21 protein-coding genes and 2 pseudogenes are annotated in these 24,125 nt (G+C 69.4%); 14 read left to right on the top strand and 9 right to left on the bottom strand.

Annotation, left to right across the window (positions count from 1 at the left end; all coding sequences use genetic code 11):
• Positions 1–148 precede the first annotated feature (148 nt).
• Together ACFU8W_RS08080 and ACFU8W_RS08075 are read right to left on the bottom strand one after the other, a co-directional pair.
• Positions 149–364: a hypothetical protein gene (locus tag ACFU8W_RS08080; protein WP_345512849.1), complete on the bottom strand. Its 216-nt coding sequence runs from the start codon at positions 362–364 to the stop codon at positions 149–151.
• Between the two features lie 164 nt (positions 365–528).
• Positions 529–2,028: an MDR family MFS transporter gene (locus ACFU8W_RS08075; protein ID WP_384034270.1), complete on the bottom strand. Its 1,500-nt coding sequence runs from the start codon at positions 2,026–2,028 to the stop codon at positions 529–531.
• Between the two features lie 155 nt (positions 2,029–2,183).
• On the opposite strand from ACFU8W_RS08075, the gene ACFU8W_RS08070 reads away from it, so the two are divergent.
• Positions 2,184–2,774: a TetR family transcriptional regulator gene (locus ACFU8W_RS08070; protein WP_266986346.1), complete on the top strand. Its 591-nt coding sequence runs from the start codon at positions 2,184–2,186 to the stop codon at positions 2,772–2,774.
• A 231-nt stretch (positions 2,775–3,005) separates the two neighbouring features.
• Positions 3,006–4,217 (top strand): globin domain-containing protein, encoded by a 1,212-nt coding sequence (locus ACFU8W_RS08065; RefSeq protein WP_384033420.1) that lies wholly within the window; start codon positions 3,006–3,008, stop codon positions 4,215–4,217.
• Between the two features lie 100 nt (positions 4,218–4,317).
• Here ACFU8W_RS08065 and ACFU8W_RS08060 read toward each other — a convergent pair.
• Positions 4,318–4,404: pseudogene (locus ACFU8W_RS08060) on the bottom strand (glutamine synthetase); the annotation flags it as partial.
• 419 nt (positions 4,405–4,823) lie between these two features.
• Positions 4,824–6,245, bottom strand: a complete 1,422-nt coding sequence (locus tag ACFU8W_RS08055; protein WP_384033417.1) for a protein kinase — start codon at positions 6,243–6,245, stop codon at positions 4,824–4,826.
• A gap of 176 nt (positions 6,246–6,421) precedes the next feature.
• Here ACFU8W_RS08055 and ACFU8W_RS08050 point away from each other — a divergent pair.
• Positions 6,422–6,652: pseudogene (locus ACFU8W_RS08050) on the top strand (GNAT family N-acetyltransferase); the annotation flags it as partial.
• Positions 6,653–6,745: 93 nt separating this feature from the next.
• The gene (locus ACFU8W_RS08045) at positions 6,746–6,967 is read left to right on the top strand and encodes a tyrosine-type recombinase/integrase (protein ID WP_384033413.1); all 222 of its coding nucleotides are present in this window, start codon (positions 6,746–6,748) and stop codon (positions 6,965–6,967) included.
• A gap of 75 nt (positions 6,968–7,042) precedes the next feature.
• Here the strand turns inward: ACFU8W_RS08045 and glnA are convergent, their stop codons facing one another.
• On the bottom strand, positions 7,043–8,404 hold the full coding sequence (gene glnA / locus ACFU8W_RS08040) for a type I glutamate--ammonia ligase (RefSeq protein WP_384033410.1): 1,362 nt from the start codon (positions 8,402–8,404) through the stop codon (positions 7,043–7,045).
• Between the two features lie 273 nt (positions 8,405–8,677).
• Here glnA and ACFU8W_RS08035 point away from each other — a divergent pair, with 273 nt between their 5' ends.
• From ACFU8W_RS08035 to ACFU8W_RS08010, 6 genes are all read left to right on the top strand, one after another.
• On the top strand, positions 8,678–9,355 hold the full coding sequence (locus ACFU8W_RS08035; RefSeq protein ID WP_345512853.1) for a DUF3105 domain-containing protein: 678 nt from the start codon (positions 8,678–8,680) through the stop codon (positions 9,353–9,355).
• 17 nt (positions 9,356–9,372) lie between these two features.
• Positions 9,373–10,095, top strand: a complete 723-nt coding sequence (locus ACFU8W_RS08030) for a DUF305 domain-containing protein (protein ID WP_384033407.1) — start codon at positions 9,373–9,375, stop codon at positions 10,093–10,095.
• 135 nt (positions 10,096–10,230) lie between these two features.
• On the top strand, positions 10,231–10,656 hold the full coding sequence (locus ACFU8W_RS08025) for a CBS domain-containing protein (protein ID WP_345512855.1): 426 nt from the start codon (positions 10,231–10,233) through the stop codon (positions 10,654–10,656).
• A gap of 100 nt (positions 10,657–10,756) precedes the next feature.
• Positions 10,757–11,182: a hypothetical protein gene (locus ACFU8W_RS08020; RefSeq protein WP_384033403.1), complete on the top strand. Its 426-nt coding sequence runs from the start codon at positions 10,757–10,759 to the stop codon at positions 11,180–11,182.
• Between the two features lie 61 nt (positions 11,183–11,243).
• Positions 11,244–12,878: a multicopper oxidase family protein gene (locus tag ACFU8W_RS08015; protein ID WP_384033400.1), complete on the top strand. Its 1,635-nt coding sequence runs from the start codon at positions 11,244–11,246 to the stop codon at positions 12,876–12,878.
• Positions 12,879–12,965: 87 nt separating this feature from the next.
• The gene (locus ACFU8W_RS08010; protein ID WP_384033397.1) at positions 12,966–14,720 is read left to right on the top strand and encodes an NAD+ synthase; all 1,755 of its coding nucleotides are present in this window, start codon (positions 12,966–12,968) and stop codon (positions 14,718–14,720) included.
• A gap of 193 nt (positions 14,721–14,913) precedes the next feature.
• Here ACFU8W_RS08010 and ACFU8W_RS08005 read toward each other — a convergent pair whose 3' ends face one another.
• The 4 genes from ACFU8W_RS08005 to ACFU8W_RS07990 all read right to left on the bottom strand — a co-directional run bounded on the left by ACFU8W_RS08005 (position 14,914) and on the right by ACFU8W_RS07990 (position 20,037).
• Positions 14,914–16,128 (bottom strand): MFS transporter, encoded by a 1,215-nt coding sequence (locus ACFU8W_RS08005; protein WP_384033394.1) that lies wholly within the window; start codon positions 16,126–16,128, stop codon positions 14,914–14,916.
• A gap of 230 nt (positions 16,129–16,358) precedes the next feature.
• Positions 16,359–17,276: an endonuclease/exonuclease/phosphatase family protein gene (locus tag ACFU8W_RS08000; RefSeq protein ID WP_384034267.1), complete on the bottom strand. Its 918-nt coding sequence runs from the start codon at positions 17,274–17,276 to the stop codon at positions 16,359–16,361.
• A 297-nt stretch (positions 17,277–17,573) separates the two neighbouring features.
• Positions 17,574–18,275, bottom strand: coding sequence for a TetR/AcrR family transcriptional regulator (locus ACFU8W_RS07995; RefSeq protein WP_384033391.1), 702 nt, complete (start codon positions 18,273–18,275; stop codon positions 17,574–17,576).
• Positions 18,276–18,426: 151 nt separating this feature from the next.
• Complete coding sequence (locus ACFU8W_RS07990; RefSeq protein WP_384033388.1) at positions 18,427–20,037, bottom strand: MFS transporter; 1,611 nt, start codon at positions 20,035–20,037, stop codon at positions 18,427–18,429.
• Between the two features lie 157 nt (positions 20,038–20,194).
• On the opposite strand from ACFU8W_RS07990, the gene panB reads away from it, so the two are divergent.
• The 4 genes from panB (at position 20,195) to ACFU8W_RS07970 (ending at position 24,108) form a co-directional block, all read left to right on the top strand.
• Positions 20,195–21,079 carry a 3-methyl-2-oxobutanoate hydroxymethyltransferase gene (panB, locus tag ACFU8W_RS07985; protein ID WP_376665443.1) on the top strand — a complete coding sequence of 295 codons (885 nt, stop codon included), beginning with the start codon at positions 20,195–20,197 and terminating at the stop codon, positions 21,077–21,079.
• Positions 21,080–21,137: 58 nt separating this feature from the next.
• A complete protein-coding gene (locus ACFU8W_RS07980) occupies positions 21,138–22,052 on the top strand; it encodes an IS982 family transposase (protein WP_384033384.1) in 915 nt (304 codons plus the stop codon).
• Between the two features lie 182 nt (positions 22,053–22,234).
• A complete protein-coding gene (locus ACFU8W_RS07975) occupies positions 22,235–23,260 on the top strand; it encodes an ATP-binding cassette domain-containing protein (protein WP_384033381.1) in 1,026 nt (341 codons plus the stop codon).
• The gene (locus ACFU8W_RS07970; protein WP_384033378.1) at positions 23,257–24,108 is read left to right on the top strand and encodes an ABC transporter permease; all 852 of its coding nucleotides are present in this window, start codon (positions 23,257–23,259) and stop codon (positions 24,106–24,108) included. The genes ACFU8W_RS07975 and ACFU8W_RS07970 overlap by 4 nt, the downstream gene beginning before the upstream one ends.
• Positions 24,109–24,125: the final 17 nt, after the last annotated feature.

Below are 24,125 nucleotides of genomic sequence, written 5' to 3'. Positions count from 1 at the left end.
GCAGTCGCGAGAGGTGAGCACCCAGCCTGATACAGCGGTAATGGGTCTCACCTCCTCGGTATGTCCCCGTGCTGGGATCCGCAACACTACCCGAATCGAGCCGGCGTGTCGGCCACTGCCCGGGACGGCCGGTGGCGATGCCGGCGAGTCAGCGACGGCGTCCTCCACCGCCGTCGAAGAGCCGGTTGTGGACGGCCACCGAGGTGTTGTTGGCGCGGGTGTGCCGGATCGCCTCGCGATGCTGCCGCTCGATCTGCTGGCCCTCGAAGTTCTCGGTCCTGCGCCGCGACTTCAGCTGCAGTTTGACGACGAGCACGACGATCAGCGCCAGCAGCCCGCCGAGCAGCGCCAACACGCTTGCCATGAAACCCCCGTGTCCGGACCGTGTGCTGTCCGCCGATTGTCCCCCGTGGGACACGTCGCGTCCAGGCTCCCGGACCGGCCCCGCCCGCTCCTGCGGCAGGGGTCCGTACGCGAGTGCGCCCCGTGCCCGACCGGCAGGGGGCGCACTCGCGTACGGGGGACCGGCTACAGGTCCACGCTGTCGCGCAGCTTCGTCGGCGTCAGGAACAGCGCCGCGATCACACCGACCACCGCGATCCCCGCCGAGATCAGGAAGATGCTGCCCGTTGCGTCACCGTACGCGGCCCGCACCACTTCCTGGATCTGCGGCGGCATCGCCGCCACGTTCAGGGTGGAGCCGCCGGAGGCCGAGGCCGCCGGGTCGACGCCGAGTTCGGCCAGGCCGTGGGTGATCTTCGTGGCGACCCGGTTGGCGAGCACCGCGCCGAGCACCGAGACACCGATCGTGCCGCCGAGCGAGCGGAAGAACGTGATCGCACCGCTGGCGGCGCCGAGTTCGCTGAGCGGGACCGTGTTCTGGAGGACCAGGACGAGGTTCTGCATCGACATGCCGACGCCCGCGCCGACCGCGAGCATCCCGACGGAGACGAGGACCAGCGACGTCTCGTGGTCGATCGTGGACAGCCCGAGGAAGCCGAGGGTGAGGACGACGACGCCGGTGATGATGTACGGCTTCACCTTTCCGGTCTTCGAGACCAGCCGTCCGGCGACGGTCGAGGAGACCAGGACGCCGAGCATCAACGGAATGGTGAGCAGGCCCGCTTCGGTCGGCGAGTAGCCGCGGCCGATCTGGAAGTACTGACCGAGGAAGACCGCACCGCCGAACATCGCCATGCCCACCGCGAGGCTCGCGACGATGGCGAGGGCGGGGTCCCGGCGACGTACGACGTGGAGCGGAACGACCGGCTCCTGGACCCGGGATTCGACCAGGACGGCGGCGAGGAGGATCAGGGCACTGGCGGCGACCATGACGAGGGTCTGCCAGGAGAGCCAGTCGAAGTCGTTCCCGACGAACGTGACCCACAGGAGCAGCAGGCTGACGCCGGCGGCGATCAGTGCGGCACCCAGGTAGTCGACCTTCACGTCCGTGCGGCGGACCTCGGCGAGGTGCAGGGTGCGGGTGAGCATCACGAACGCGAGCAGCGTGAACGGTACGGCGATGAAGAAGCACCAGCGCCAGCCGAGCCACGAGGTGTCGGTGATGAAGCCGCCGAGGAGCGGCCCGCCGACGGTGGCGACGGCCATGACGCCGCCGAGGTATCCGTTGTAGCGCCCGCGCTCCTTGGGGCTGATCATCGCGGCGATGATGACCTGGACGAGCACCTGGAGTGCGCCCATGCCGAGCCCCTGGACGGCCCGGAAGGTGATCAGCTGGCCGGTGCTCTGGGCGAATCCGCAGGCGATCGACGAGATGACGAAGATGCCGATGGATATCTGCAGCAGCAGCTTCTTGCTGAACATGTCGGCGAGCTTGCCCCAGATCGGGGTGGACGCCGTCGACGCCAGCAGGCTCGCGGTGACGACCCAGGTGTACTGCGACTGGGTGCCGTTGAGCGAGCCGATGATCTGCGGGAGCGCGACCGAGACGACGGTGCTGCTGATCATGGCCACGAACAGCACGATGAGCAGTCCGCTCAGTGCCCGCAGTACATGACGATGGTCCATCGGCGCGACTTCGGTCGGCGCGGCCGTCTGTGCGCTCACGCGCAACCTCCGGAGGGTTCGAACAGGGTGGGTACGAAATACCGGGTCACCTTACATGCCCAGTGGGCAATTTTACCCATTGGGCAATAATCGTGAGGCAGGGAGATAATGAGTCCATGGAGAGCTCTGTGGGATTGCGGGAACGCAAGAAGGAAGCCACCCGGCAGGCCGTGCACGAAGCGACGCTGCGGCTGACCGTCGAGCACGGCTTCGACCACGTCACCGTGGAGGCCGTCGCGGACGCGGCCGGGATCTCCCGCAGAACGTTCTCCAACTACTTCACGGGCAAGGAGGACGCCCTCCTCTACGGGGAGGAGCAGCAGATGAGGGACCTCGTCAGGACCGTGCGCGAGCGCCCCGCGGACGAGCCCGCCTGGCCGGCGCTGCGGGCGGCCGTCGCGGAGTTCGGGAAGCGGGTCGCGCCGCCGGAGCGCGAATGGGCGATCCGCACCCGGCTGGCCATGCGGCATCCCTCCCTGCTGGCCCGGCAGCTCGCCAACCACGCCACCCTGGAACGGGACTTGGCGGAGGCGGTGGCGTCCCGTCAGAGCCCGGCGGAGAACGCGGTACGACCGCTGGTCCTCGCGGCGGCGTTTCTTTCATCGCTGCGGATCGCGATGCGTATGTGGATCGAGGAGGACCTGGCGCGGGAGCCGTCCCAGGTGATCGGCGAGATCCTCGACGAGATGGCCCGCAGCTTCGAGTGAGCGCGGGCCCGGGCCGCGAGAAGGGCGGGCCCCGGGCCGCTTCGGGAAACGGCTCGCCTCAGGAAACGGTGCGCGCACGGACGGCGAGGTTGTTGCGCGCTTCGAGGTGGCGGGCCTGTCCGGTCCGCGGTGCCGTACGGGGCGTGACTGGGTACCGTGGTCGGACGCGTCGAACCGGATACCAGGAGCGGACGGACGGGGGATTTCCGCTCCCACCCCGAGGGAGGTCGGATGCTTTCGGACACGTCACGTCCCGTTGTCGCCGCGACGCTGCCGGTCGTCGGCGACCACATCGGTGAGATCGCCCAGCGCTTCTACAGGCATCTCTTCGACGAGCATCCCGAGCTCATGGACGGTGTCTTCAACCGGGGCAATCAGGTGCACGGCCACCAGCAGCAGGCGCTGGCCGGGTCGGTGGCCGCGTTCGCGACGACGCTGCTGGAGACGCCGGAGCGGGTGCCGGAGCAGCTGCTGCGCCGGATCGCCCACAAGCACGCCTCGCTCGGCATCCGTCCGGACCAGTACCAGGTCGTCCACGACAACCTGATGTGGGCGATCGGTGACGTCCTGGGGGACGCGGTCACCCCGGAGGTCGCCGCGGCCTGGGACGAGGTCTACTGGCTGATGGCCAACGCCCTGATCAACCAGGAGCGCGGTCTGTACAGCGCCCGCGGGGTCCGGTCGGAGACGGTGTGGCGGGACTGGCAGGTGGTGCGGAAGATCCAGGAGACCGACGATGTGGTGACCTTCGTGGTCAAACGGATCGACGACCGCCTGGTGAAGACCTCACTGCCCGGCCAGTACGTCACCCTGCGGATGCGGATGCCCGACGGCAAGCTCCAGCCCCGCCAGTACAGCTTGACCCGGGCCGACGACGGAGAGCACCGCCAGTTCTCGGTCAAGCGGGAACGCGGCGAGGGCGGCGCCCCCGACGGCGAGATGTCGACGCTGCTGCACGAGACGGTGGGAGTGGGCGACACCCTGACGCTGTCCCTGCCGTACGGCGACGTGGTCCTCGACGACTCGGGGCGCCCGGTGGTGTTCGCCAGCGCGGGCATCGGCATCTCTCCCATGGCCGGGATGCTCTCCCACCTGGTGGCGGCCGATTCCGGGCTGCCGATCACCGTGCTGCACGCCGATCTCGACGAGGCGTCCTTCCCGCTGCGCCGGCAGGTGGTCAACGACGTGCTGGCACTGAAGAACGCCCGGATGTACCTCTGGTACGAAAAGCGCGCGCAGAGCCTGGAGCCCGTGGACGGCGTCCTCGAAGGGCTGATGGACCCCACCGCCGTCGACATCCCCGGTGACGCCCTGTACTACCTGTGCGGCCCGCTGCCGTTCATGAAGGCGGTGCGCAGCCGGCTGATCGAGCACGGGGTGGCCCCGCGCGACATCCAGTACGAGGTCTTCGGGCCGGACCTGTGGCAGGCCGACCTGGACTGACCACGTGCGGCGACGGCGCCACGTGAAACAGCTTCGGGCCGACGGTACGAAACCGTCGGCCCGAAGCCGTGCACACCGCTCTCACAGCGTTGACCTGCGATTACAGCACCGGCAGCAGTGCCTTCAGCTCGAAGGCCGTGACCTCGCTGCGGTACTCCTCCCACTCCTGCTTCTTGTTGCGCAGGAAGTTGCGGGGGCTGGCAGCACCCTCGGCCGATCTCCATGGCAGCAGCATGGAGCGCAGTTGAAGGGGTCGTCAACGGTCGTCGATGGTCACCATCGGCCGCCCTCCGACGGCCCAGGGACGGCCCGGTAGGGGGAGGACTGCTGCTTTGTAAGCCTGGCGCCGACCATAGGACGGTCTTGGCTGGTCAGCCGCCGTACAGCAGGGCCAAGCCGGTCAGGGCGTGTCCCCACCGCCTTACACCCCCAATTGACCGTGGCTGACTGCTCGATCCGGCACGGATCTGGCACGCGCGCCGCCAGTACGTGCCTTGTAAGTTCGCTCGGACCCCGACTCGGCCCGGGTGCAGATCCGACGGGCCTCCGCGGTAGCGATCCATGACGATTGGCGAAGGTGTGGTCTGCCGCGCTTTATGGCGCTGCTCAGCCGCCGAGCGAGCCACCGATCAAGCCGCCGATCAAGCCGATGCTGATGGTGGGGCTGGGGCTGGGGGTGGAGGTGGGGCTGGGGCTGGAGGTGGGAGAGGGATCCCAGGGCGAAGGAACGTTTTCCCCCTCGGTCGGCTCGCTGCTGGTGGTTCCACCGCTGGTGAGGTCTGCGGGCGTAGTGGGGGGCCGCGAGGAGGTGGAGGTCGGCGTGGTCATCTTGGGGGTGTCAGGGATGTTGACGGGGGTGCCCCAAAGGTCGGAGACCGGCTCTTGAGCCGGTCTGGTCGGCAACGTATTTGTGCCGGGCCAGGTGGTAGGGCTGGCCGGGACGGTGGCCCCGTGTTGGCCGGAGGGCTTCTCGCGCCGGGGCATGGTCTGCACCACCGTGAGGGCCACCACGCCCAGGACCACAGTCAGCATGGCCGCCGTCACCGCAAGGACTTTCTTGCGGTTGGAGTGGCCCGGCTCGGGTGGCACCGTCGGGGTTGCGGACGGTGAGAGCAGGGCATCGGCGGAGGTAGCAGATGGCCCAGCGGCCCCGTCGCCGGCGGTCTCGCCATCGTCATGCCCCTGGTCCTGGCGCCGGAGCTGAGGGGACGGGGCGTGGGTGAGGAGGCTCCGCGCTACCGCATCGGGGAGCCAGTCGGCCTCGGCAAGGACCTGGGTGGCAGTGATGTGCCCATCCCTCTCGCCCAGCGCTCGGACGCATGCTGCCACAAGGTCGGGAACGGTGGGCCGCTGGCCGGGGTCCTTGGCCAGGCACTGGCCGATCACGTCCAGGCCGGGCGGCAACCCGCCGAGGTCAGGCTCCTCGTACACGGCACGGAAGTTCACCGCGTGCGCAGAGCCGGCCCCGAAGGGGCCGACTCCGGTGGCTGCGAAAGCCAGTACCGCGCCCAAGGAAAACACGTCACTGGCCGGACCAACCGTTTTCCCCGTCATCTGCTCGGGCGACATGAACCCGGGAGTCCCGACCATCATCCCGGTCTCGGTCAGGACACTCGCCCCGGCTACGGCTGAAATTCCGAAGTCGATCAGCCGTGGGCCATCAGCGGACAGCAGCACGTTCGACGGCTTCAGGTCCCGGTGCACGAGCCCGGCCCCGTGGATGGCCTCCAGCGCCTCGGCCAACCCCGCCCCCAGGGCCAGCACCGAACCCTGCGACCACGCCCCGTGGGTGCGCACCGCCCCCTCCAGCGACATCCCCGGCACATACGCGGTGGCCAACCAGGCCGGGGATCCCTCGAGATCGGCATCCACCACCGCCGCAGTGAAGAACCCGGTCACCCGCCGGGCCGCCTCGACCTCCCTGGCGAACCGCCGCCGAAACCCCGTGTCCTCCGCCAGCTCCGCCCGCACCACCTTCACGGCCACGGCCCGTCCGCTCGCGGAGCGCCCCAGGTACACCCGGCCCATCCCACCCGCTCCCAGGCGCGCGACGATCCGGTACCGCCCTACCCGTCGCGGGTCCCCTGTCCTCAGCGCTTCCAACGCTCCTCCAAGTCCAAGAGCCCCCACAGGGCCATCTGGCGACGATTACACACCCAACCGCCCCTCTTTGAGGGGATTTCCAGAGATCCTCCCTTCACGCCGAGGCGATGCGCGGCCGCGACCTGGCCCGCCGCATGCCGGCGGCCCTGGAGGACGACGCCCGCGCGGCCGGCCGCATCCGGATGGTCCTGGAGACGGGCACGAAGCAGCCGGAGGCGATCGCCCTCTACACGTCCAGCAGCTACGAGCCGTGCGTGAAATTCGGCTACTACCGCGAGTACGAGGACAGCCGCTGCTACGCCAAGCCCCTGCGGCCCGGGACCGCACAGTAATTCACATCACAGCGGCCGGCCCCCCGAGGGTCGGCCGGCGTCATTTCGGAGCCGAAGCCGGGCGAGCGGCACCGGGCGGCACGCGAGCACGGGATGCACGCACTGCGGCACTTCTACGCGTCCGTGCTGCTGGACGCGGGCGAAAACATCAAGGCGTTGAGCCAGTACCTCGGGCACAGCGATCCAGGGTTCACGCTGCGGGTCTACACGCACCTCATGCCGAGCAGCGAAGGCCGCACCCGGAGGGCCGTGGACAGCATGTACGAAGCCGCCGATTCGGAGCCGGACGGCCCACAGACGGCCCAGGGCGGGTGAAACGGCTTCGGGCCGACGGCACGAAACCGTCGGCCCGAAGCCCCTTACATTCGCTCAGATGGCGCTGACCTGCGATTACAGCACCGGAAGCAGGGCCTTCAGCTCGAAGGCCGTGACCTCGCTGCGGTACTCCTCCCACTCCTGCTTCTTGTTGCGCAGGAAGAAGTCGAAGACGTGCTCGCCGAGCGTCTCGGCGACCAGTTCGCTCTTCTCCATCAGCGAGATCGCCTCGCCCAGGTTCTGCGGCAGCGGCTCGATGCCCATCGCGCGGCGCTCGGCGTCGGACAGCGCCCACACGTCGTCGTCGGCGCCCGGCGGGAGTTCGTACCCCTCCTCGATGCCCTTGAGGCCCGCGGCGAGCAGCACCGCGTACGTCAGATAGGGGTTGGCGCCGGAGTCGATGGAGCGGACCTCGACGCGGGCCGAACCGGTCTTGCCGGGCTTGTACATCGGGACGCGGATCAGCGCGGAGCGGTTGTTGTGGCCCCAGCAGATGTACGAGGGGGCTTCGCCGCCGGCGCCCGCGGCGCGGGAGGAGCCGCCCCAGATGCGCTTGTACGAGTTGACCCACTGGTTCGTCACAGCGGAGATCTCCGCGGCGTGCTTGAGCAGGCCCGCGATGAAGGAGCGGCCGACCTTGGAGAGCTGGTACTCGGCGCCCGACTCGTAGAACGCATTGCGGTCGCCCTCGAAGAGGGAGAGGTGGGTGTGCATGCCGGAGCCGGGGTGTTCCGAGAACGGCTTCGGCATGAACGTCGCCTGGACGCCCTGCTCCAGCGCCACCTGCTTCATGACGAGCCGGAAGGTCATGATGTTGTCTGCGGTCGAGAGCGCGTCCGCATACCGCAGGTCGATCTCCTGCTGGCCGGGGGCGCCCTCGTGGTGGCTGAACTCGACGGAGATGCCCATGGATTCGAGCATGGTGATCGCCTGGCGGCGGAAGTCCATGCCGACGTTCTGCGGGGTGTGGTCGAAGTAGCCGGAGCTGTCGGCGGGGGTCGGGCGGCGGCCGTCGACCGGCTTGTCCTTCAACAGGAAGAACTCGATCTCCGGGTGGGTGTAGAAGGTGAAACCCAGGTCGGAGGTCTTGGCGAGGATGCGCTTGAGCACATAGCGCGGGTCGGCGAAGGACGGCGAACCGTCGGGCATCAGGATGTCGCAGAACATCCGCGCGGTGCCGGGGGCCTCCGCGCGCCAGGGCAGGATCTGGAAGGTGCCCGGATCCGGCTTGGCAATCATGTCGGACTCGTACACCCGGGCGAAGCCCTCGATGGCCGAACCGTCGAAGCCGATTCCCTCGTCAAACGCCTGTTCCAGCTCGGCAGGGGCCACGGCAACGGACTTGAGATACCCGAGCACATCGGTGAACCACAGGCGCACGAAGCGGATGTCGCGCTCCTCAAGTGTCCTGAGGACGAATTCCTGCTGCTTGTCCATAGCCACATCCTTGCAGTTCAGACGGTCTGTGCACCACCGCCCGGGATAGGGGAGAGACTCCAGTATCACGACCCGGGATTTCACCCAGATTACGCACTCGACGTGAGATGGAGCACTCGGCCACCCACTACGATCGGCGGCCATGGTGTGCGGGGCCTCCGAAGGAGAAGTCCCGGGGCAAAGCGGCGTCGCGACTGCCCCGTGCACGCCGGTTTCCCGACCCGTTCCTGTCCCTCCCCGCCCGTTCGCAGAAGGACCGAAGGACCAGACGACATGAGCTTCGACCGCAGGACCCGCATAGAGCAGATGCGCAACGCCGACCGTGCACGCGACCGTCGCAACCGTGCCCTCGCCATAGGGCTGAGCGCCCTTGTCGTCGCTGGTCTGGTCGCTTTCGGTTCCTACGCGCTGCTGGACAGGTCCGAGGCCGCGGACAAGGGGGACGCCGTCGCGGCCGATGAAGCGACGGCTTCCGCGGCGGAGAAGAAGGAGCCGGCGGCCGAGCCGATCGAGGGGCTCAAGACGTGGGACGCGAAGAAGCTGACCCGCAACCACGTCACCGAGACGGTCACGTACCCGATGAAGCCTCCGGTCGGCGGTGACCACAGCCCCGTCTGGATGAATTGCGACGGCGAGGTATACAAAAAGGCGATCCCCGACATGAACGCCGTGCACTCGCTGGAGCACGGGTCGGTGTGGGTGACGTACACGGACAAGGCGTCGGCCGCCGACGTGGCCCAGCTCGCGGCCCTGGTCGGGAAGACGCCGTACTCGCTGATGAGCCCGTACAAGGACCAGGCCGGCACGATCATGCTGAGCGCCTGGGGCAAGCAGGTCACCGTGGACAGCGCCGATGACCCGCGGGTCGGCCGGTTCTTCGCCGAGTTCGTGCAGGGGGAACAGACCCCGGAGCCGGGTGCGGCGTGCACGGGCGGGCTGGGGTCTCAGTGACCGGTACGAAACAGTGGGTGGCCGGTTCCGCCGTCGCCCTTGCGCTGCTCCTCGCGGGGGTGGCGACGGTCGCCTCGGCGCGGGACGACACGGCCGACGGGAAGCAGCCCGGAGCGGCCCCCGCGACCGTCCGGGTGCCCGGCCCGGACTCGGCGGACGCCGGCTTCGCCCGCGACATGGCGGTCCACCATCAGCAGGCCGTGGAGATGTCCTTCATCGTGCGTGACCGCACGCAGGACGAGGAGGTACGCCGTTTCGCGTACGACATCGCCAATACCCAGGCCAATCAGCGGGGCATGCTGCTCGGCTGGCTGGATCTGTGGGAGCTGCCGAAGGTGGCCGCCGGGCAGGAGCCGATGGCGTGGATGACGACCCACGGTGGACACGGCGCGCACGGTGATCACGGCGCGGACGACATGGACGGCATGGACGGCATGGAGGACGCGGGCGGGCCGGACGGCGCCTTCACCGCCCATGACGGCGCCCTCATGCCCGGCATGGCCACCCGCACCGAACTCGACCGGCTCAGGAAGGCGAGCGGCAAGCAGGCCGAGGTCCTGTTCCTGCAGCTGATGACCGACCACCACACGGGCGGCGTCGCCATGGCGCGCGGATGCGCCGAGCTCTGTACGGTGAAGGCGGAGAAGCGCCTCGCCCAGGGCATGGTCGAGGCCCAGCGGTCCGAGCTGGACGCGATGGCGAAGATGCTGGCGGCGCGCGGGGCGAAGTCCAGGCCCTGAGGCATTCCGCCGTTCCCGAAGCGGCATGAATGCACCCGAATGGGTGATAGCGGTCGCGCACCCCGAACGGGCCCATGACGATGGGTTCGCTCGGGGTCGGACCGCAGTGCCCATCGGCACCAGGAGGAATCCCCCATGACCACCGCCAAGGACATCATGCATACCGGGGCCCAGTGGATCCCCGCGCACGAGACGCTCGACCGCGCCGCCCAGATGATGCGCGAACACAACGTCGGCGCACTGCCGATCTCGGCCAACGGTGAACAGGACCGGATGGTCGGCATCCTCACGGACCGCGACATCGTGGTCGGCTGTGTGGCGATGGGCCACGATCCGTCGAAGGTGACCGCGGGTGAGCTCGCCCAGGGAACACCGCGCTGGATCGATGCGAACGCAGAAATAAACGAGGTTCTGGAGGAGATGCAGAACCACCGGATCCGCCGGCTCCCGGTGGTCGAGAACAAGATGCTGATCGGCATGATCAGCGAGGCCGACCTCGCCCAGCACCTCTCCGAGGACCAGATCGCGGGGTGGGCGGAGAAGGTCTACGCCCGCAGTTGACCGGCCTTCGACAGCGCACCACCGCGGGCCCGGCACCCATGACAACGGGGGGTGCCGGGCCCGCGTGCGAGGTATACCCAGCGGGGGTAGGGTGCCTGACATGAGCCCGAAATGTAGTGCGATGTACGGATATTTGTTGCTGTTTGCCGCGCTGCTGTTCGGGCTCTTCACCATGCACACTGTCGGGTATCCGGCGGAACACGGCGGCCATGAGGCCGTGGTGACGATGGACCACCTGCGGGACCAGGAAGCTCAGGGGGTACAGCCGGCGAGCTCCACGACGGAGCCCTCGGCGAAGCACTCCTCCGTCCCGCCGACGCCGATGGGCGACGGCATGAACCCGATGGCGGTCTGTCTCGCCGTACTGGGCGCCTGGGGTCTCGCCCTGCTCGCCGGCCGGCTGATGGCACGCCGGGCCGCGGAGCATCTCCTCGTGGCCGCGGGAGCGCTGTTGTCGCGTGCGCTGTGGTCCGGCCCCCCGCCCGCGATGACGGCTCCCGCCCGGTTGTCGGCGCTTCGGATATAGGAGCGGGCCGCTCCGCACCCCTCCTTCAGCCCGCACCGACAGCATCAGAGGTGTTCCAGCCATGCCTACTCAACCCACTCGACGCGCCGTGCTCGGCGCCGGAATCGCCGTGGCCGGCACGGGAGTTCTGGCCGCCTGCTCCAGTGGTACGGCCCCGGAACGGCACGCGGCGAACCCCGGCCCCACGCATCACGACGCCATGGGCCACGGCGCGTCGCCCGTGTCGAAGAGCCGCGGGGAGTACATCTCTCCCGGCGACGCGGAGATCGCGGCGGCCGAGGCGAAGCGAGGCTCCGGCCCCGTACGGAAGATCAACCTCACCGCCACCCCGACCCGCCTCGATCTGGGCGGCGGGCTCACCGTCAGCTCCTGGGCCTTCGGGGACCGGCTGCCCGGCAAGGAAGTCCGGATCACCGCGGGCGACACCCTGGCAGTCACCCTCGCCAACCACCTGCCGACGTCGACCACTGTGCACTGGCACGGCCTCCACGTACGCAACGACATGGACGGTGTTCCCCAGCTGACCCAGCAGGGCATCAAACCGGGCGCGGAGTTCACGTACCGCTTCGCGGTGCCGCAGTCGGGGACGTACTGGTTCCATCCGCACCAGGGCGTCCAGCAGGACCGCGGCCTGTACGCACCACTGATCATCGACGACCCGAAGGAGCCCCTGTCGTACGACAAGGAGTGGGTCGTCGTCCTCGACGACTGGGTCGACGGGGTGCAGGGTTCCACTCCGGAGGCGGTGCTCGCCGAGCTCAGCCACGGCATGGGTGGCATGGATCACGGGTCTTCCGGGGCCGATGACAAGCCCCGCTCCGGGTCCGGGTCCGGACCTTCGCGGGTGCTGAGGGGCGCCCCGAGCGAGCTGCTCGGCGGTGACGCGGGCGATGTCGACTACCCGTACTACCTGATCAACGGCCGCATCCCGAAGGACCCCACCACGTTCACCGCGAAGCCCGGCGACCGGATCCGGATGCGCATCATCAACGGGGGCGGCGACACCCCCTTCCGCGTCGCGCTCGGCGGCCACCGGATGACCATCACCCACGCGGACGGCTTCCCGGTCCGCCACACCACGACGGACACGCTGCTGCTGGGCATGGGCGAGCGGTACGACGTGCTGGTCACCGCCGGGGACGGGGTGTTCCCGCTGACGGCGGTCGCCGAGGGCAAGAAGGCGTCGGCGCTGGCCCTGCTCCGTACCGGCGGCGGCGCGGCGCCGACCGCCTCCGTGCGGCCCAAGGAGCTGACCGGGCAGCTGGTGTCGGCCTTCGAACTGCAGGCGGACAGCTCCGTGGTGCTGGCTGCCCGCCGGCCCGACCGGACGATCCGGATCAAGATGACCGGCAGCATGAGGGCGTTCGACTGGGCCTTCGACTACAGGAAATACGACCCCGCTTGGCGCCATCCGATCCAGGCGGGCGAGCGTGTCCGGCTGGAGTTCTACAACATCACGGAGATGTGGCACCCGATCCATCTGCACGGGCACACGTTCGGCCTCGCGGGACGTGCGGGAAAGTGGTCGGTGCTGGGCAGGGCCCCCGGGGCGCGCAAGGACACCGCGATCGTCCTGCCCAACAGGTCGGTGGCCGTGGAGTTCGACGCGGACAACCCGGGGCTGTGGATGCTCCACTGCCACAACGTCTACCACTCGAACATGAACATGATGACGGTCCTCGGCTACCGCCGCTGACCCGGCGCCGGCGGGCGGCGTCGGCCGCGGCAGCGGAAGTGCGGCCCGCCAGGACATCGCGTCAGAAAGACGATTACACTGAGGCGCGTGCCTCAACTACGCCTCGCACTGAATCAGATCGACTCGACCGTCGGTGACCTCGCCGGCAACGCCGAGGCGATCGTCCACTGGACCCGGCACTCCGCCGAACAGGGCGCCCACCTGGTGGCGTTCCCTGAGATGGTGCTGACCGGATACCCCGTCGAGGACCTGGCCCTGAGGTCGTCCTTCGTCGAGGCGTCGCGGAACGCGCTGCGTGCGCTCGCCGCCCGCCTCGACGCGGAGGGCTTCGGGGAGCTGCCGGTCGTCGTCGGTTATCTCGACCGTTCCGAGACGGCCCAGCCGCGCTACGGCCAGCCTGCCGGTTCTCCGCAGAACGCCGCCGCGGTGCTGCACCGCGGGCGGGTCGCGCTGTCCTTCGCCAAGCACCACCTGCCCAACTACGGGGTCTTCGACGAGTTCCGGTACTTCGTGCCGGGCGATTCGATGCCCGTCGTGCGGGTCCATGGTGTCGATGTGGCGCTCGCGATCTGCGAGGACCTCTGGCAGGACGGCGGCCGGGTGCCGGCCGCGCGCGCCGCCGGGGCCGGGCTGCTGCTGTCGATCAATGCCTCGCCGTACGAGCGGGACAAGGACGACACCCGGCTGGAACTGGTCCGCAAGCGGGCCCAGGAGGCCGGCTGCACCACCGCTTATCTGGCAATGATCGGCGGGCAGGACGAGCTGGTCTTCGACGGCGACTCGATCGTCGTCGACAGGGACGGCGACGTGATCGCCCGTGCCCCGCAGTTCGCCGAGGGCTGCGTCGTCCTCGATCTGGAGCTGCCCGCCGCGGCGCCCGAGGCGCCGTCCGGGGTGGTGAACGACGGACTGCGGATCGACCATGTGGTCCTCTCCGACAAGCCTGTCCCTGCGTACGAGGCGGAGCTGACCGGCGGCTACGCCGAGCGGCTCGACGACGACGAGGAGCTGTACTCGGCGCTGGTCGTGGGTCTGCGTGCGTACGCCGCGAAGAACGGTTTCAGCAGTGTGCTGATCGGGCTCTCCGGCGGGATCGACTCGGCCCTCGTCGCGGCCATCGCGTGCGATGCGCTGGGCGCGCAGAACGTGTACGGCATCTCGATGCCGTCGAAGTACTCCTCGGACCACTCCAAGGGCGACGCGGCGGAGCTGGCGCGGCGCACCGGACTGAACTTCCGCACCGTACCGATCGAGCCGATGTTCGACGCGTACATGGAGTCGCTGGGCCTCACCGGTCTCGCCGAGGAGAACCTCCAGTCGCGACTGCGCGGCACGATGCTGATGGCCGTCTCCAACCAGGAGGGCCAGATCGTCCTCGCGCCGGGCAACAAGTCGGAGCTGGCGGTCGGCTACTCGACGCTGTACGGGGACTCCGTCGGCGCGTACGGGCCGATCAAGGACGTCTACAAGACGTCGATCTTCCGGCTGGCGAAGTGGCGCAACCGGGCCGCGGAGGAACGCGGCCAGACGCCGCCGATCCCGGAGGCGTCCATCACCAAGCCGCCCAGCGCCGAGCTGCGGCCCGACCAGGTCGACACGGACTCGCTGCCGGACTACGACGTGCTGGACCGGATCCTGGAGATGTACGTCGACCAGGACCTGGGGCTGGAGTCGATCGTGGCGGCCGGGTTCGACGAGACGCTGGTGACGAGGACGCTGCGGATGGTGGACACGGCCGAGTACAAGCGGCGGCAGTACCCGCCGGGGACGAAGATCTCGGCCAAGGGGTTCGGGAAGGACCGGCGGCTGCCCATCACCAATCGGTGGCGCGAGTCGGTGTGACGCGACGGGGCGGGCCGGCCCGACGGGAGCCGGCCCGCCCCGGCAGCCGTTCCGTCCTCAACCGCCGGGCGGACCCGATGTGCCCGGCCGCCATCGTCATGGTCGGCGGCGCAGGACCGGGGGGATCAGGCCCGGCGGGAGCGACCCCGTCCGGCGCTCGGGGAGGAGCACCTCCCCCGGCGCGCGGCAGTGTTCAGCACACGTCCGCGTGGGACTTCGGCGTCGTGGACGCCCCCGTGCCCGCCACCACCCGGGACTCACCCGGCCTCCCACGGTCCAGCACCCCCGCCGTCGCCGCCACCGCCAGACCCACCACGGCCAGCCCCGCGCCCACCGGTGCCGGGGACGTCCAGCCCCAGCCCGCCGCGATCGCGGCCCCGCCCAGCCAGGCGCCGCCCGCGTTGGCGAGGTTGAAGGCCGAGTGATTGGACGCGGACGCCAGCGTCGGGGCGTCCTTGGCCTTGTTCATGACGAGCATCTGCAGCGGCGTCGTGGTCATGAAGCCGATCCCGCCGAGCAGGACGACCATGACCAGCGCCGCCCACTTCACGTGCACGGCGAACGGGAAGACGACCAGGACCACCGCGAGCGCGCTCAGCGAGCCGTACAGGGTGGGGCGCAACGCCCGGTCCGTGAGCGGTCCCGCCGCGAGCGCGCCCAGGGTCATGCCGATACCGAACAGCGCCAGGACCGGTGTCACCGAGGACTCTCCGAAGCCCATCACCTCGGTCGTCATCGCCGACAGGTACGAGTAGACGGCGAAGACACCGGCGAAGCCGAAGACTGCGGTGAGCAGGCCGAGCAGCACCTGCCGGTTGCCGAGGGCGCGGAGTTCGCGGCCGAGACCCTGGTGCGCGTCGGCCGGCGCCCACGGGACGAGCCGGGCGAGCGCGGCCATCGAGCACAGTCCGATCGCGGCGACGACCAGGAACGTCGCGCGCCAGCCGAGGTGCTGGCCGAGGAGCGTGGCCGCGGGTACGCCGACGATGTTGGCGACCGTGAGGCCGAGGAACATCGTCGCCACCGCGCGCGCCTGCCGCCCCTCGGCGACCAGGCGCGCGGCGACGACCGCGCCGACGCCGAAGAACGCTCCGTGCGGCAGCCCGGCGAGGAACCGGCCCGCGAGCAGCCAGCCGAAACCGGGGGCGAGCGCGGAAGCGAGGTTGCCGACGGTGAACAGGGCCATGAGCAGCAGGAGCATCCGCTTGCGCGGGACCCGGGAGCCGACGGCGGTGAGCAGCGGGGCGCCGAGGACGACCCCGATCGCGTACGCGGACACGAGATAGCCGGCGGTGGGTACCGACGTACCCAGGTCGTCCGCGACATCGGGCAGCAGGCCCATCATCACGAACTCGGCGGTTCCGATGCCAAATGCGCTGATGGCGAGCGCGAGAAGAGCCAGTGGCATGGCGGGAGAGACCTTTCCGCAGGGAGCTCGGCCCGCCGCGTCCGGGCATGGCTGACCGGCCGCCGGGTGGGGGCGAGGGCGTGGGGGCGGCGGGCTCGGGCGGCGCGGCGCACCCGGCCCGAAGGCCGGGTCGCACCGCGGTCACCGGCTCCGTCGCCGGTCGGCTCGCGTTCCCCGAAGGAACAAATACTCTCAGACGGTTTATGCCAGGAGGTAAACGGACCGTTGCCTCAGAGCTCGACGCAGGCGGCGATCGGGAGATGGTCGCTGCCCGTGGCCGGGAGCGTCCATGACGACATCGGTTCGATGCCCTTGACCATGATCTGGTCGATCCGGGCCATCGGGAACGACGCCGGCCAGCTGAAGCCGAAGCCGTTGCCCGCGGCGCCCTGCGTGGACCGCATCTGGGAGGTGACCGCGTTCAGCGAGCGGTCGTTCATCGTGCCGTTGAGGTCGCCCAGCAGGATCACCTTGCCGAGCTGTTCGTCGGCGATGGCCTCACCGAGCGCGTCCGCGCTCGCGTCGCGCTGGGTCGCGGTGAATCCGGCGTTCAGCTTGACCCGCACGGACGGCATGTGGGCGACATAGACGGCGACCTTGCCCTTCGGTGTCGTCACCGTGGAGCGCATGGCCCGGGTCCAGCCCATCTTGATGTCCACGGGGCGAGTGCCGCTCATCGGGTACTTGCTCCACAGACCGACGGTCCCCTGCACCGAGTGGTACGGATAGCGGTCGGCGAGCGCCGATTCGTACGCGGCTACCTGGCCGGACGGCAGCTCCTGCAGGGCGATGACGTCCGCGCCGGAGCCCGCGACCTGCTTGGCGGTACCCGCGGGGTCGGGGTTGCCCGCGTTGACGTTGTGGGTGGCGACGGTCAGGTCGCCGCCGCTGCCCGACTTGTCGGTGAGCAGCCCGCCGAAGAGATTGAGCCAGACCACGGCCGGCAGCAGCAGCGCGATCAGTGCGGTCGCGGAGCGGCGCACCAGGCCCAGGACGAGCAGCACCGGGACGAACACGCCGAACCACGGCAGGAACGTCTCGGAGAGGCTGCCCAGGTTGCCGATCCTGTTCGGGATCTCCGCGTGGAAGAACATCACAAGGGTCAGCAGGACCGCGCAGACGGCGAGGACGATGCCGCGCCGCCACATGCCCTTGCCGCTGGTCCATCTGTCGCGCAGGTTCCGGAAGCGGGACCCGGTGCGCTGCGGTTCCGCGCTGCCGTTCCCGGTGTCCGCCCTGTACGCCTGCACCATCGCGCTGTCCTCACTGCTTCGCCGTACCCATCGCCGCGCTCCCCGACCCTAGGCGATGAGCAACGCCTTTCCTGCCGTCCACGACGGCCGTACTGCCACGAGGACGAAGGGCGTGGTGCGGCGGGTTCCGGCCGGACGGATCTTGTGGAGCGTTGTGACACAACGCTCACACTCGGGCGGGGGCCGGACGTGTCAGTCCTGGCCTGCGCTTTTGCCGGACGGACGGGTGGCGGGCGCGGCTGCCCGGGCGGGGACCGGGGTGGTGTCGGGAGCTGTCGGGCGCGGCGCCAGGCCCTCGACCAGCGTCCGGATGATGCGATCGGCAAGGTCTTCCGGGAGTGGCGCGTCGGGCCGGTGAATGGTCCGTACGAGCATGGGGCCGATGAACAGGTCGTCCATCAGCTCCACGTCCAGGTCCGCCCGGAGTTCGCCCGCTTCGACCGCCCGCCGCACGGCCGCCGTCATCGCGACCCGGCGCGGTGCTATCACCGTGCACTGGTACTCGGCCCACAGTTTGGGGTGGCTCTTCATCTGCGCGAAGACGTTGTGGAGGAGGACCGAGGAGCGCTGGGCGAGTCCGCGCCTGCGCAGCGACTCCAGCATCACGCGGAGGTCGCTGAGCCCGGCGGTGCCGGAGATCTTCGGTTCCGGGGGTTCGATGTGGCGCAGCACATCGACGAAGAGCTCTTCCTTGCCGCTCCAGCGCCGGTAGATGGTGGCCTTGCCGACGCCTGCGGTCCGGGCGATGCGCTCGATGGACAGCCCGGCGAGCGGTTCGCCGGTCTCCAGGAGGTCGACGACGGCGTCCAGGATCGCCCGCTCCGCCGCCGCACTGCGCGGTCGGCCGCGCCGCGGTTCCCGGCCCTCGTCCTGCGCCTGCACCTGCGCCTGCACCTGGCTCCACCTCTCGCCGCGCCCGTCGGGTCCCTGTCCCGATTCTCACCGACCGGGGCGGTGTCCTGCTTCCCGCCCCGGTCGGCCCGGTGTGTCCGGGGGTGACCGGGGCGGGGCTTTTCAGCCGTCCGGGCCCGTGGCCGTCATGGCGTCACCGGCGGGCGCCCGCGGGCACGGCCCGGTCGTCGTTGCCGTGTCCGGTCCGCTGCCCGGCGGGCGGCCTGCCCGGCAGGAAGATTCCGACCACGAGGGCTCCGATCAGGGCGACGCACGCGGAGCCGAGGGCGGTGACGTGCATGGCGCTGATGAACGCGTCGTTGGCCGCGCCGACCAGCGGGGCGCCCGCCGGACCGAGCTTCTCCGCGATGCCGAGGGTCGCCTCGATCGACTCCCCCGCCGCGTCCCTGGCCGCGGCCGGGAGAGCTCCGAGGTGGCCCTCGATGTCACCGCGGTAGACGGTGGACAGCACCGAGCCCAGGACAGCGATCCCGAGCGCCCCGCCGACCTGCCGGAACGTGTTGTTGATGGCCGATCCGGAACCGGCTTTCTCGCGCGGCAGCGCCTGCATCACGGCCACGGTGACGGGCGGCATGACGTGCGCCATGCCGGTGCCCTGGACGAAGAAGACCAGACACATCACCCAGATGGGTGTACTGGCGTCGAACAGCGCGAACGCCGACAGTCCGACCGCGACCAGCAGCATGCCGGCGGTGCACACCGCACGGGAGCCGAACCGCTCGACGACCAGCCGGGCGCGCGGCGCGAAGATCATCTGCGCGGCGGCCAGCGGCACGATCAGGAGTCCGGACTGCAGGGCGCTGTAGCCGCGCACGCTCTGCAGGTAGAAGGCGGAGAAGAAGGTCACGCCCATCAGCGCGAAGAAGACCAGCGCCACAGCGGCGACGGCGGCGGAGAACGCGCCGTTCTTGAAGTACGTGATGTCGATGGCCGGGTGGCTGCTGCGCTTCTCGTGCCAGACGAATCCGGCCAGGACGACGAGACCGCCGATGATCGAGAGGAGCACGACGGCGTCGCCGAAGTCGGCGAGCTCGCCGCCGCGGATGATGCCGAACACCAGCAGGACCAGACCGACGATGGAGAGGACGACCCCGAGCGGGTCGATCCGGCCCGGCTTCGGGTCCCGGGAATCCGGCACCAGCACCGCCATCGCGATCAGCGCGATGACCACGACGGGCACGTTGACCAGGAAGATCGAGCCCCACCAGAAGTGTTCGAGCAGCAGTCCGCCGGTGATCGGGCCGATGGCGATGCCCAGGCCGACGCCGCCGGCCCAAATGCCGATCGCCTTGGGCTGCTCGTCACGCTCGAAGACGTTCATCAGGATCGCGAGTGTCGCGGGCATCACGAACGCGGCGCCGAAGCCCATCACGGCGCGCCAGGTGATGAGTTCGCCGGGCGAACCGGACATCGCGGCGAGCGCCGAGCCGATACCGAACAGCAGGATGCCGAAGAGCAGGACCTTCTTGCGGCCGATGCGGTCGCCGAGCAGACCGGCGGTGAAGAGGAGTCCGGCGAAGACCAGCGTGTACGAGTTGATCGCCCACTCCAGCTCGCTCTGGGTGGCTCCGAGCCCGGTGGGCGACGGGCTCGCGATGGTCTTGACCGCGACGTTCAGGATCGAGTTGTCCAGCACCACGATGAGCAGGCTGAACATCAGAACGGTGAGGATCACCCAACGGCGACGGTGGATCGCCTCGGGAACACGGGGCACGGCGGCCGGAGGGCCGGACGGTATCGACATGACGGCGAGCGTATCCCATTTCGATACGAGACCGTCTCGTATTGGAAAGTCTTTGCCCAGTCGTGTCCACTTCCCGCGGACGGCCCCGGGATGCCACCATGGACGCGATCCGGGGACGCCGTCAGGGCGCCTCGAGATGACGAAGGAGCCGTTGGCAATGACGCTTCAGGCTGCACAGAACCAGCCCGCAACCCCCGCGGGGGCCCCCACCGACAGCAGCAAGGCGCTGTACGGAGGCAAGAGCACCCGCCGCATCACCGTCCACGACATCGCCGCCGCCACCGAGCGCGGCGAGAAGTGGCCCATGCTCACCGCCTACGACGCGATGACCGCGTCCGTCTTCGACGAGGCCGGCATCCCGGTCATGCTCGTCGGCGACTCCATGGGCAACTGTCACCTCGGCTACGAGACCACCGTGCCCGTCACGATGGACGAGATCGCCATCCTCTCCGCCGCCGTCGTACGGGGCACCAAGCGCGCCCTCATCGTCGGCGACCTGCCCTTCGGGGCCTACCAGGAAGGGCCGGTCCAGGCCCTGCGCAACGCCACCCGGCTGGTCAAGGAGTCCGGCGTCGGGGCGGTCAAGCTGGAGGGCGGCGAGCGTTCCCTCCCCCAGACCGAGCTGCTCGTCTCGGCCGGCATCCCGGTCATGTCGCACCTCGGCCTGACCCCGCAGTCCGTGAACACCATGGGCTACCGGGTGCAGGGCCGCAGCGACGAGGCCGCCCACCGGCTGATCCGGGACGCCAAGGCGGCGCAGGACGCGGGGGCGTTCGCCGTCGTCCTGGAGCTCGTACCGGCCGAGGTCGCCGCCGAGATCACCCGCAGTCTGCACATCCCGACCATCGGCATCGGCGCCGGTCCTGACACCGACGCCCAGGTGCTGGTCTACACCGACATGGTGGGGCTGACCGGCGGCAAGGTGCCGCGCTTCACCAAGCAGTACGCGAACATGCGCAAGGTGCTCGGTGACGCGGCGAAGGAGTTCGCCGACGAGGTCGTCGGTGGCACGTTCCCGCAGCCGGAGCACACCTTCCACTAGATGATCGATTCCAAGGGATCGCCTGCGCGCATAGAAGGAGGGAGTCCAACGTCAGTGTGTGAAGACAGAGTTGGACTCCCTCGCGACCGCACTCTATGTGAAGACCGACGACCTGTTGAAGGATTCGCCGCAGTTTGCCCCGTGGCGGCCGGCTGTGGGCATTGCGCCGCAGCTCAGCGATGCCGAGCTGGTGACTTTGGCGATGATGCAGGCCATGCTCGGCTTCACCTCCGAGGCCCGGTGGCTGCGGCACGCCCGCGCCCACCTGCGGCACCTGTTCCCCTACCTGCCCCAGCAGCCCGGCTACAACAAGCGGCTGCGCAAGGCCGCCGAGCTCATCCGGTACGTCACCCGCGCGCTGGCGGTCGACACCACGTTGTGGACCGACGATGTGTGGGTGGTGGACTCCACGCCCGTCGAGTGCGGACGCTCCCGCGAGACCGTCAAACGCTCCGACCTGGCCGGATGGGCCCAGTACGGCTACTGCGCCAGCCACAGCCGGTTCTTTTGGGGACTACGGCTGCACCTGGTGTGCACCCTGCACGGCTTGCCCGTCGCCTTCGCCCTGACCGGCGCCAAGGCCGACGAACGCGAGACCCTGCTGGACCTGCTCACCGTCGAGCCGCAGCTCATCGACGAGCGTCCCGGCCAGACACTGATCGGCGACAAGAACTACTTCGGCCGCGAGTTCGAGCAGCAGCTGGCCGAGCTGGACATCCGGCTGCTGCGGCCAGCCCGCAAGGGCGAAGCCGAGCGGGCCGGATCACAGCTGTTCAAGCCGCTGCGGCAAGTCATCGAGTCGATCAACGAGACCTTCAAGGGGCAACTCGACCTCGAACGCCACCGCGGTCGCACACCCGCAGGCGTGGCCGTCCGCGTCCTGCAGCGCATACTCGCGCTCACGGCCGCCATCTGGCACAACGACCACACAGGCCAGCCGATCATGCGCGCACTGACCGCATACGACCACTAAAGCCCTTGGAATCGATCATCTAGTGACCGGTCCCCTCAGGGGGATCACTGGCCACTGCCCGCACAACGACAGCCCGCCGACTTCCCCCATCGGCGGGCTGTCGGCGTGTGCCGACGGCTGCAGGCGTTCTGCAGGCACCCTGTCGGCGGGATGTCGGTGGGCTGTCGGTGGCGGCTGGTCCCATGGTGGACATGACGCGAATCGACAAGAACCCCAGGAGCGGCGGCAACGCCGTCGAGGTGCGGGGGCTGGTCAAGCACTACGGCTCGACCAAGGCTCTGGACGGCGTGGACCTCGATGTGCGCGAGGGCACCGTCCTCGGTGTGCTCGGCCCCAACGGCGCCGGTAAGACCACCCTCGTACGCTGCCTGTCCACGCTGATCGTTCCCGATGCAGGGCACGCCACCGTCGCAGGCTACGACGTGGTGAAGCAGCCGCGGCAGCTGCGCCGCATCATCGGCCTGACCGGCCAGTACGCCTCGGTCGACGAGAAGCTCTCCGGCTGGGAGAACCTCTACATGATCGGGCGCCTCCTCGACCTGCCCCGCAGGACCGCGCGGGCCCGGGCCGACGAGCTGCTGGAGCGGTTCTCGCTCACCGAAGCCGCCAAGCGGCCCGCGATGAACTACTCCGGTGGCATGCGGCGCCGGCTCGACCTGGCCGCCTCGATGATCGGCAACCCGGCCGTGCTGTATCTGGACGAGCCGACGACGGGGCTCGACCCCCGGACCCGCAACGAGGTCTGGGACGAGGTGCAGCGGATGGTCGCGGAGGGGGCGACCGTGCTGCTCACCACCCAGTACATGGAAGAGGCCGAGCAGCTCGCCGACGAGCTCACCGTCACCGACAAGGGCAGGATCATCGCCAGCGGCGGGGTCGACGAGCTCAAGGCGAAGGTCGGCGGCCGCACCCTGCAGATCCGGCCCACGGACCCGGGCCAGCTGCCCGCCATGGCCCGGGCACTCGCCGAGGCCGGTCTCGACGGGGTCGCTGGTTCACAGGCCGTCCCCGACGAGGGCATGTTGTACGTACCGATCCTCAGTGACAACCAACTGACCGCCGTCATCGGCCTGTTCGCCGGCCGTGGTCTCTCCATCGCGCACATCGCCACCGCGCTGCCCAGCCTGGACGAGGTGTTCCTGGCCATCACCGGCGAGAAGACCGCGCCGTCCGTGACCGACACGATTCCCGAGGAGGTCGCGGCATGAGCACGGCGACTCTGACACCCGACGCCCCGACCGGCTCCGCACCGGCGAAGGTCCTCCCCGACGAGGGCCGGATCGGACTGCGCGGCAATCTGCGGCACATCGGCGCGCTGGTGCGGCGCAATCTGCTCCAGATCAAGCAGGACCCGGAGTCGATGTTCGACGCGCTCCTGATGCCGATCATCTTCACGCTGCTGTTCGTGTACGTCTTCGGCGGCTCGGTCGGCGGGAGCCTGGGCGGTGGGCGGCAGGAGTACATCAACTATCTGGTCCCCGGTCTGATGGCGATGATGGGCATGAACATCGCTTCAGCGGTCGGCACCGGGGTCAATGACGACTTCCGCAAGGGTGTCATGGACCGGTTCCGGACCATGCCGATCGCCCGTTCGTCGGTACTCGTCGCAAAGATCGTGGTCGAGCTCGGCCGGATGATGGTCGCCACCGTGATCCTGCTGGCCATGGGTTTCGCCCTGGGCTTGGAGATCAAGACTTCGGTGGTCGGCCTGCTCGGGGCGGTCGCACTGTCGGCGGTGTTCGGCGCCGCCATCATGTGGATCTTCATCCTGCTCGGGCTGTCCCTCAAGACGTCCCAGTCGGTTCAGGCAATGGGGTTCCTCGTGCTGATGCCACTGCAGTTCGGTTCATCGATCTTCGCCCCGCCGGCCACGATGCCCGGCTGGCTCCAGGCCTTCACCGACTACAACCCGCTGTCCAATCTCGCGGACGCGGCACGCGGGCTGATGCTCGGCGGTCCGGTGGCGCACTCGGTGTGGCTGACGCTCGGCTGGGCCGCGGCCATCACCCTGGTGACGGCGCCGCTCGCGGTCGCCAAGTTCCGCAAGAGGACCTGAGGACGGGACGTCCGGGG

The sequence above is a fragment of the Streptomyces sp. NPDC057565 genome, from assembly GCF_042801455.1.
Classification (GTDB): Bacteria; Actinomycetota; Actinomycetes; order Streptomycetales; family Streptomycetaceae; genus Streptomyces; species Streptomyces yanii.
This window is presented reverse-complemented; position numbering and strand designations above follow the sequence as displayed.

Bases quoted from the DNA above. Each gene is read 5' to 3' on its own strand.
- ACFU8W_RS08020 (WP_384033403.1), top strand. From the start codon at position 10,757: ATGAGCCCGAAATGTAGTGCGATGTACGGATATTTGTTGCTGTTTGCC.
- ACFU8W_RS07970 (WP_384033378.1), top strand. From the start codon at position 23,257: ATGAGCACGGCGACTCTGACACCCGACGCCCCGACCGGCTCCGCACCG.
- ACFU8W_RS08025 (WP_345512855.1), top strand. From the start codon at position 10,231: ATGACCACCGCCAAGGACATCATGCATACCGGGGCCCAGTGGATCCCC.
- ACFU8W_RS08055 (WP_384033417.1), bottom strand. From the start codon at position 6,245: ATGGGCCGGGTGTACCTGGGGCGCTCCGCGAGCGGACGGGCCGTGGCC.
- ACFU8W_RS07990 (WP_384033388.1), bottom strand. From the start codon at position 20,037: ATGTCGATACCGTCCGGCCCTCCGGCCGCCGTGCCCCGTGTTCCCGAG.
- ACFU8W_RS08075 (WP_384034270.1), bottom strand. From the start codon at position 2,028: ATGGACCATCGTCATGTACTGCGGGCACTGAGCGGACTGCTCATCGTG.
- ACFU8W_RS08015 (WP_384033400.1), top strand. From the start codon at position 11,244: ATGCCTACTCAACCCACTCGACGCGCCGTGCTCGGCGCCGGAATCGCC.
- ACFU8W_RS08045 (WP_384033413.1), top strand. From the start codon at position 6,746: ATGCACGCACTGCGGCACTTCTACGCGTCCGTGCTGCTGGACGCGGGC.
- ACFU8W_RS08000 (WP_384034267.1), bottom strand. From the start codon at position 17,276: ATGTGGCGGCGCGGCATCGTCCTCGCCGTCTGCGCGGTCCTGCTGACC.
- ACFU8W_RS08035 (WP_345512853.1), top strand. From the start codon at position 8,678: ATGAGCTTCGACCGCAGGACCCGCATAGAGCAGATGCGCAACGCCGAC.
- panB (WP_376665443.1), top strand. From the start codon at position 20,195: ATGACGCTTCAGGCTGCACAGAACCAGCCCGCAACCCCCGCGGGGGCC.
- glnA (WP_384033410.1), bottom strand. From the start codon at position 8,404: ATGGACAAGCAGCAGGAATTCGTCCTCAGGACACTTGAGGAGCGCGAC.
- ACFU8W_RS08080 (WP_345512849.1), bottom strand. From the start codon at position 364: ATGGCAAGCGTGTTGGCGCTGCTCGGCGGGCTGCTGGCGCTGATCGTC.
- ACFU8W_RS07975 (WP_384033381.1), top strand. From the start codon at position 22,235: ATGGTGGACATGACGCGAATCGACAAGAACCCCAGGAGCGGCGGCAAC.
- ACFU8W_RS08005 (WP_384033394.1), bottom strand. From the start codon at position 16,128: ATGCCACTGGCTCTTCTCGCGCTCGCCATCAGCGCATTTGGCATCGGA.
- ACFU8W_RS08065 (WP_384033420.1), top strand. From the start codon at position 3,006: ATGCTTTCGGACACGTCACGTCCCGTTGTCGCCGCGACGCTGCCGGTC.
- ACFU8W_RS08070 (WP_266986346.1), top strand. From the start codon at position 2,184: ATGGAGAGCTCTGTGGGATTGCGGGAACGCAAGAAGGAAGCCACCCGG.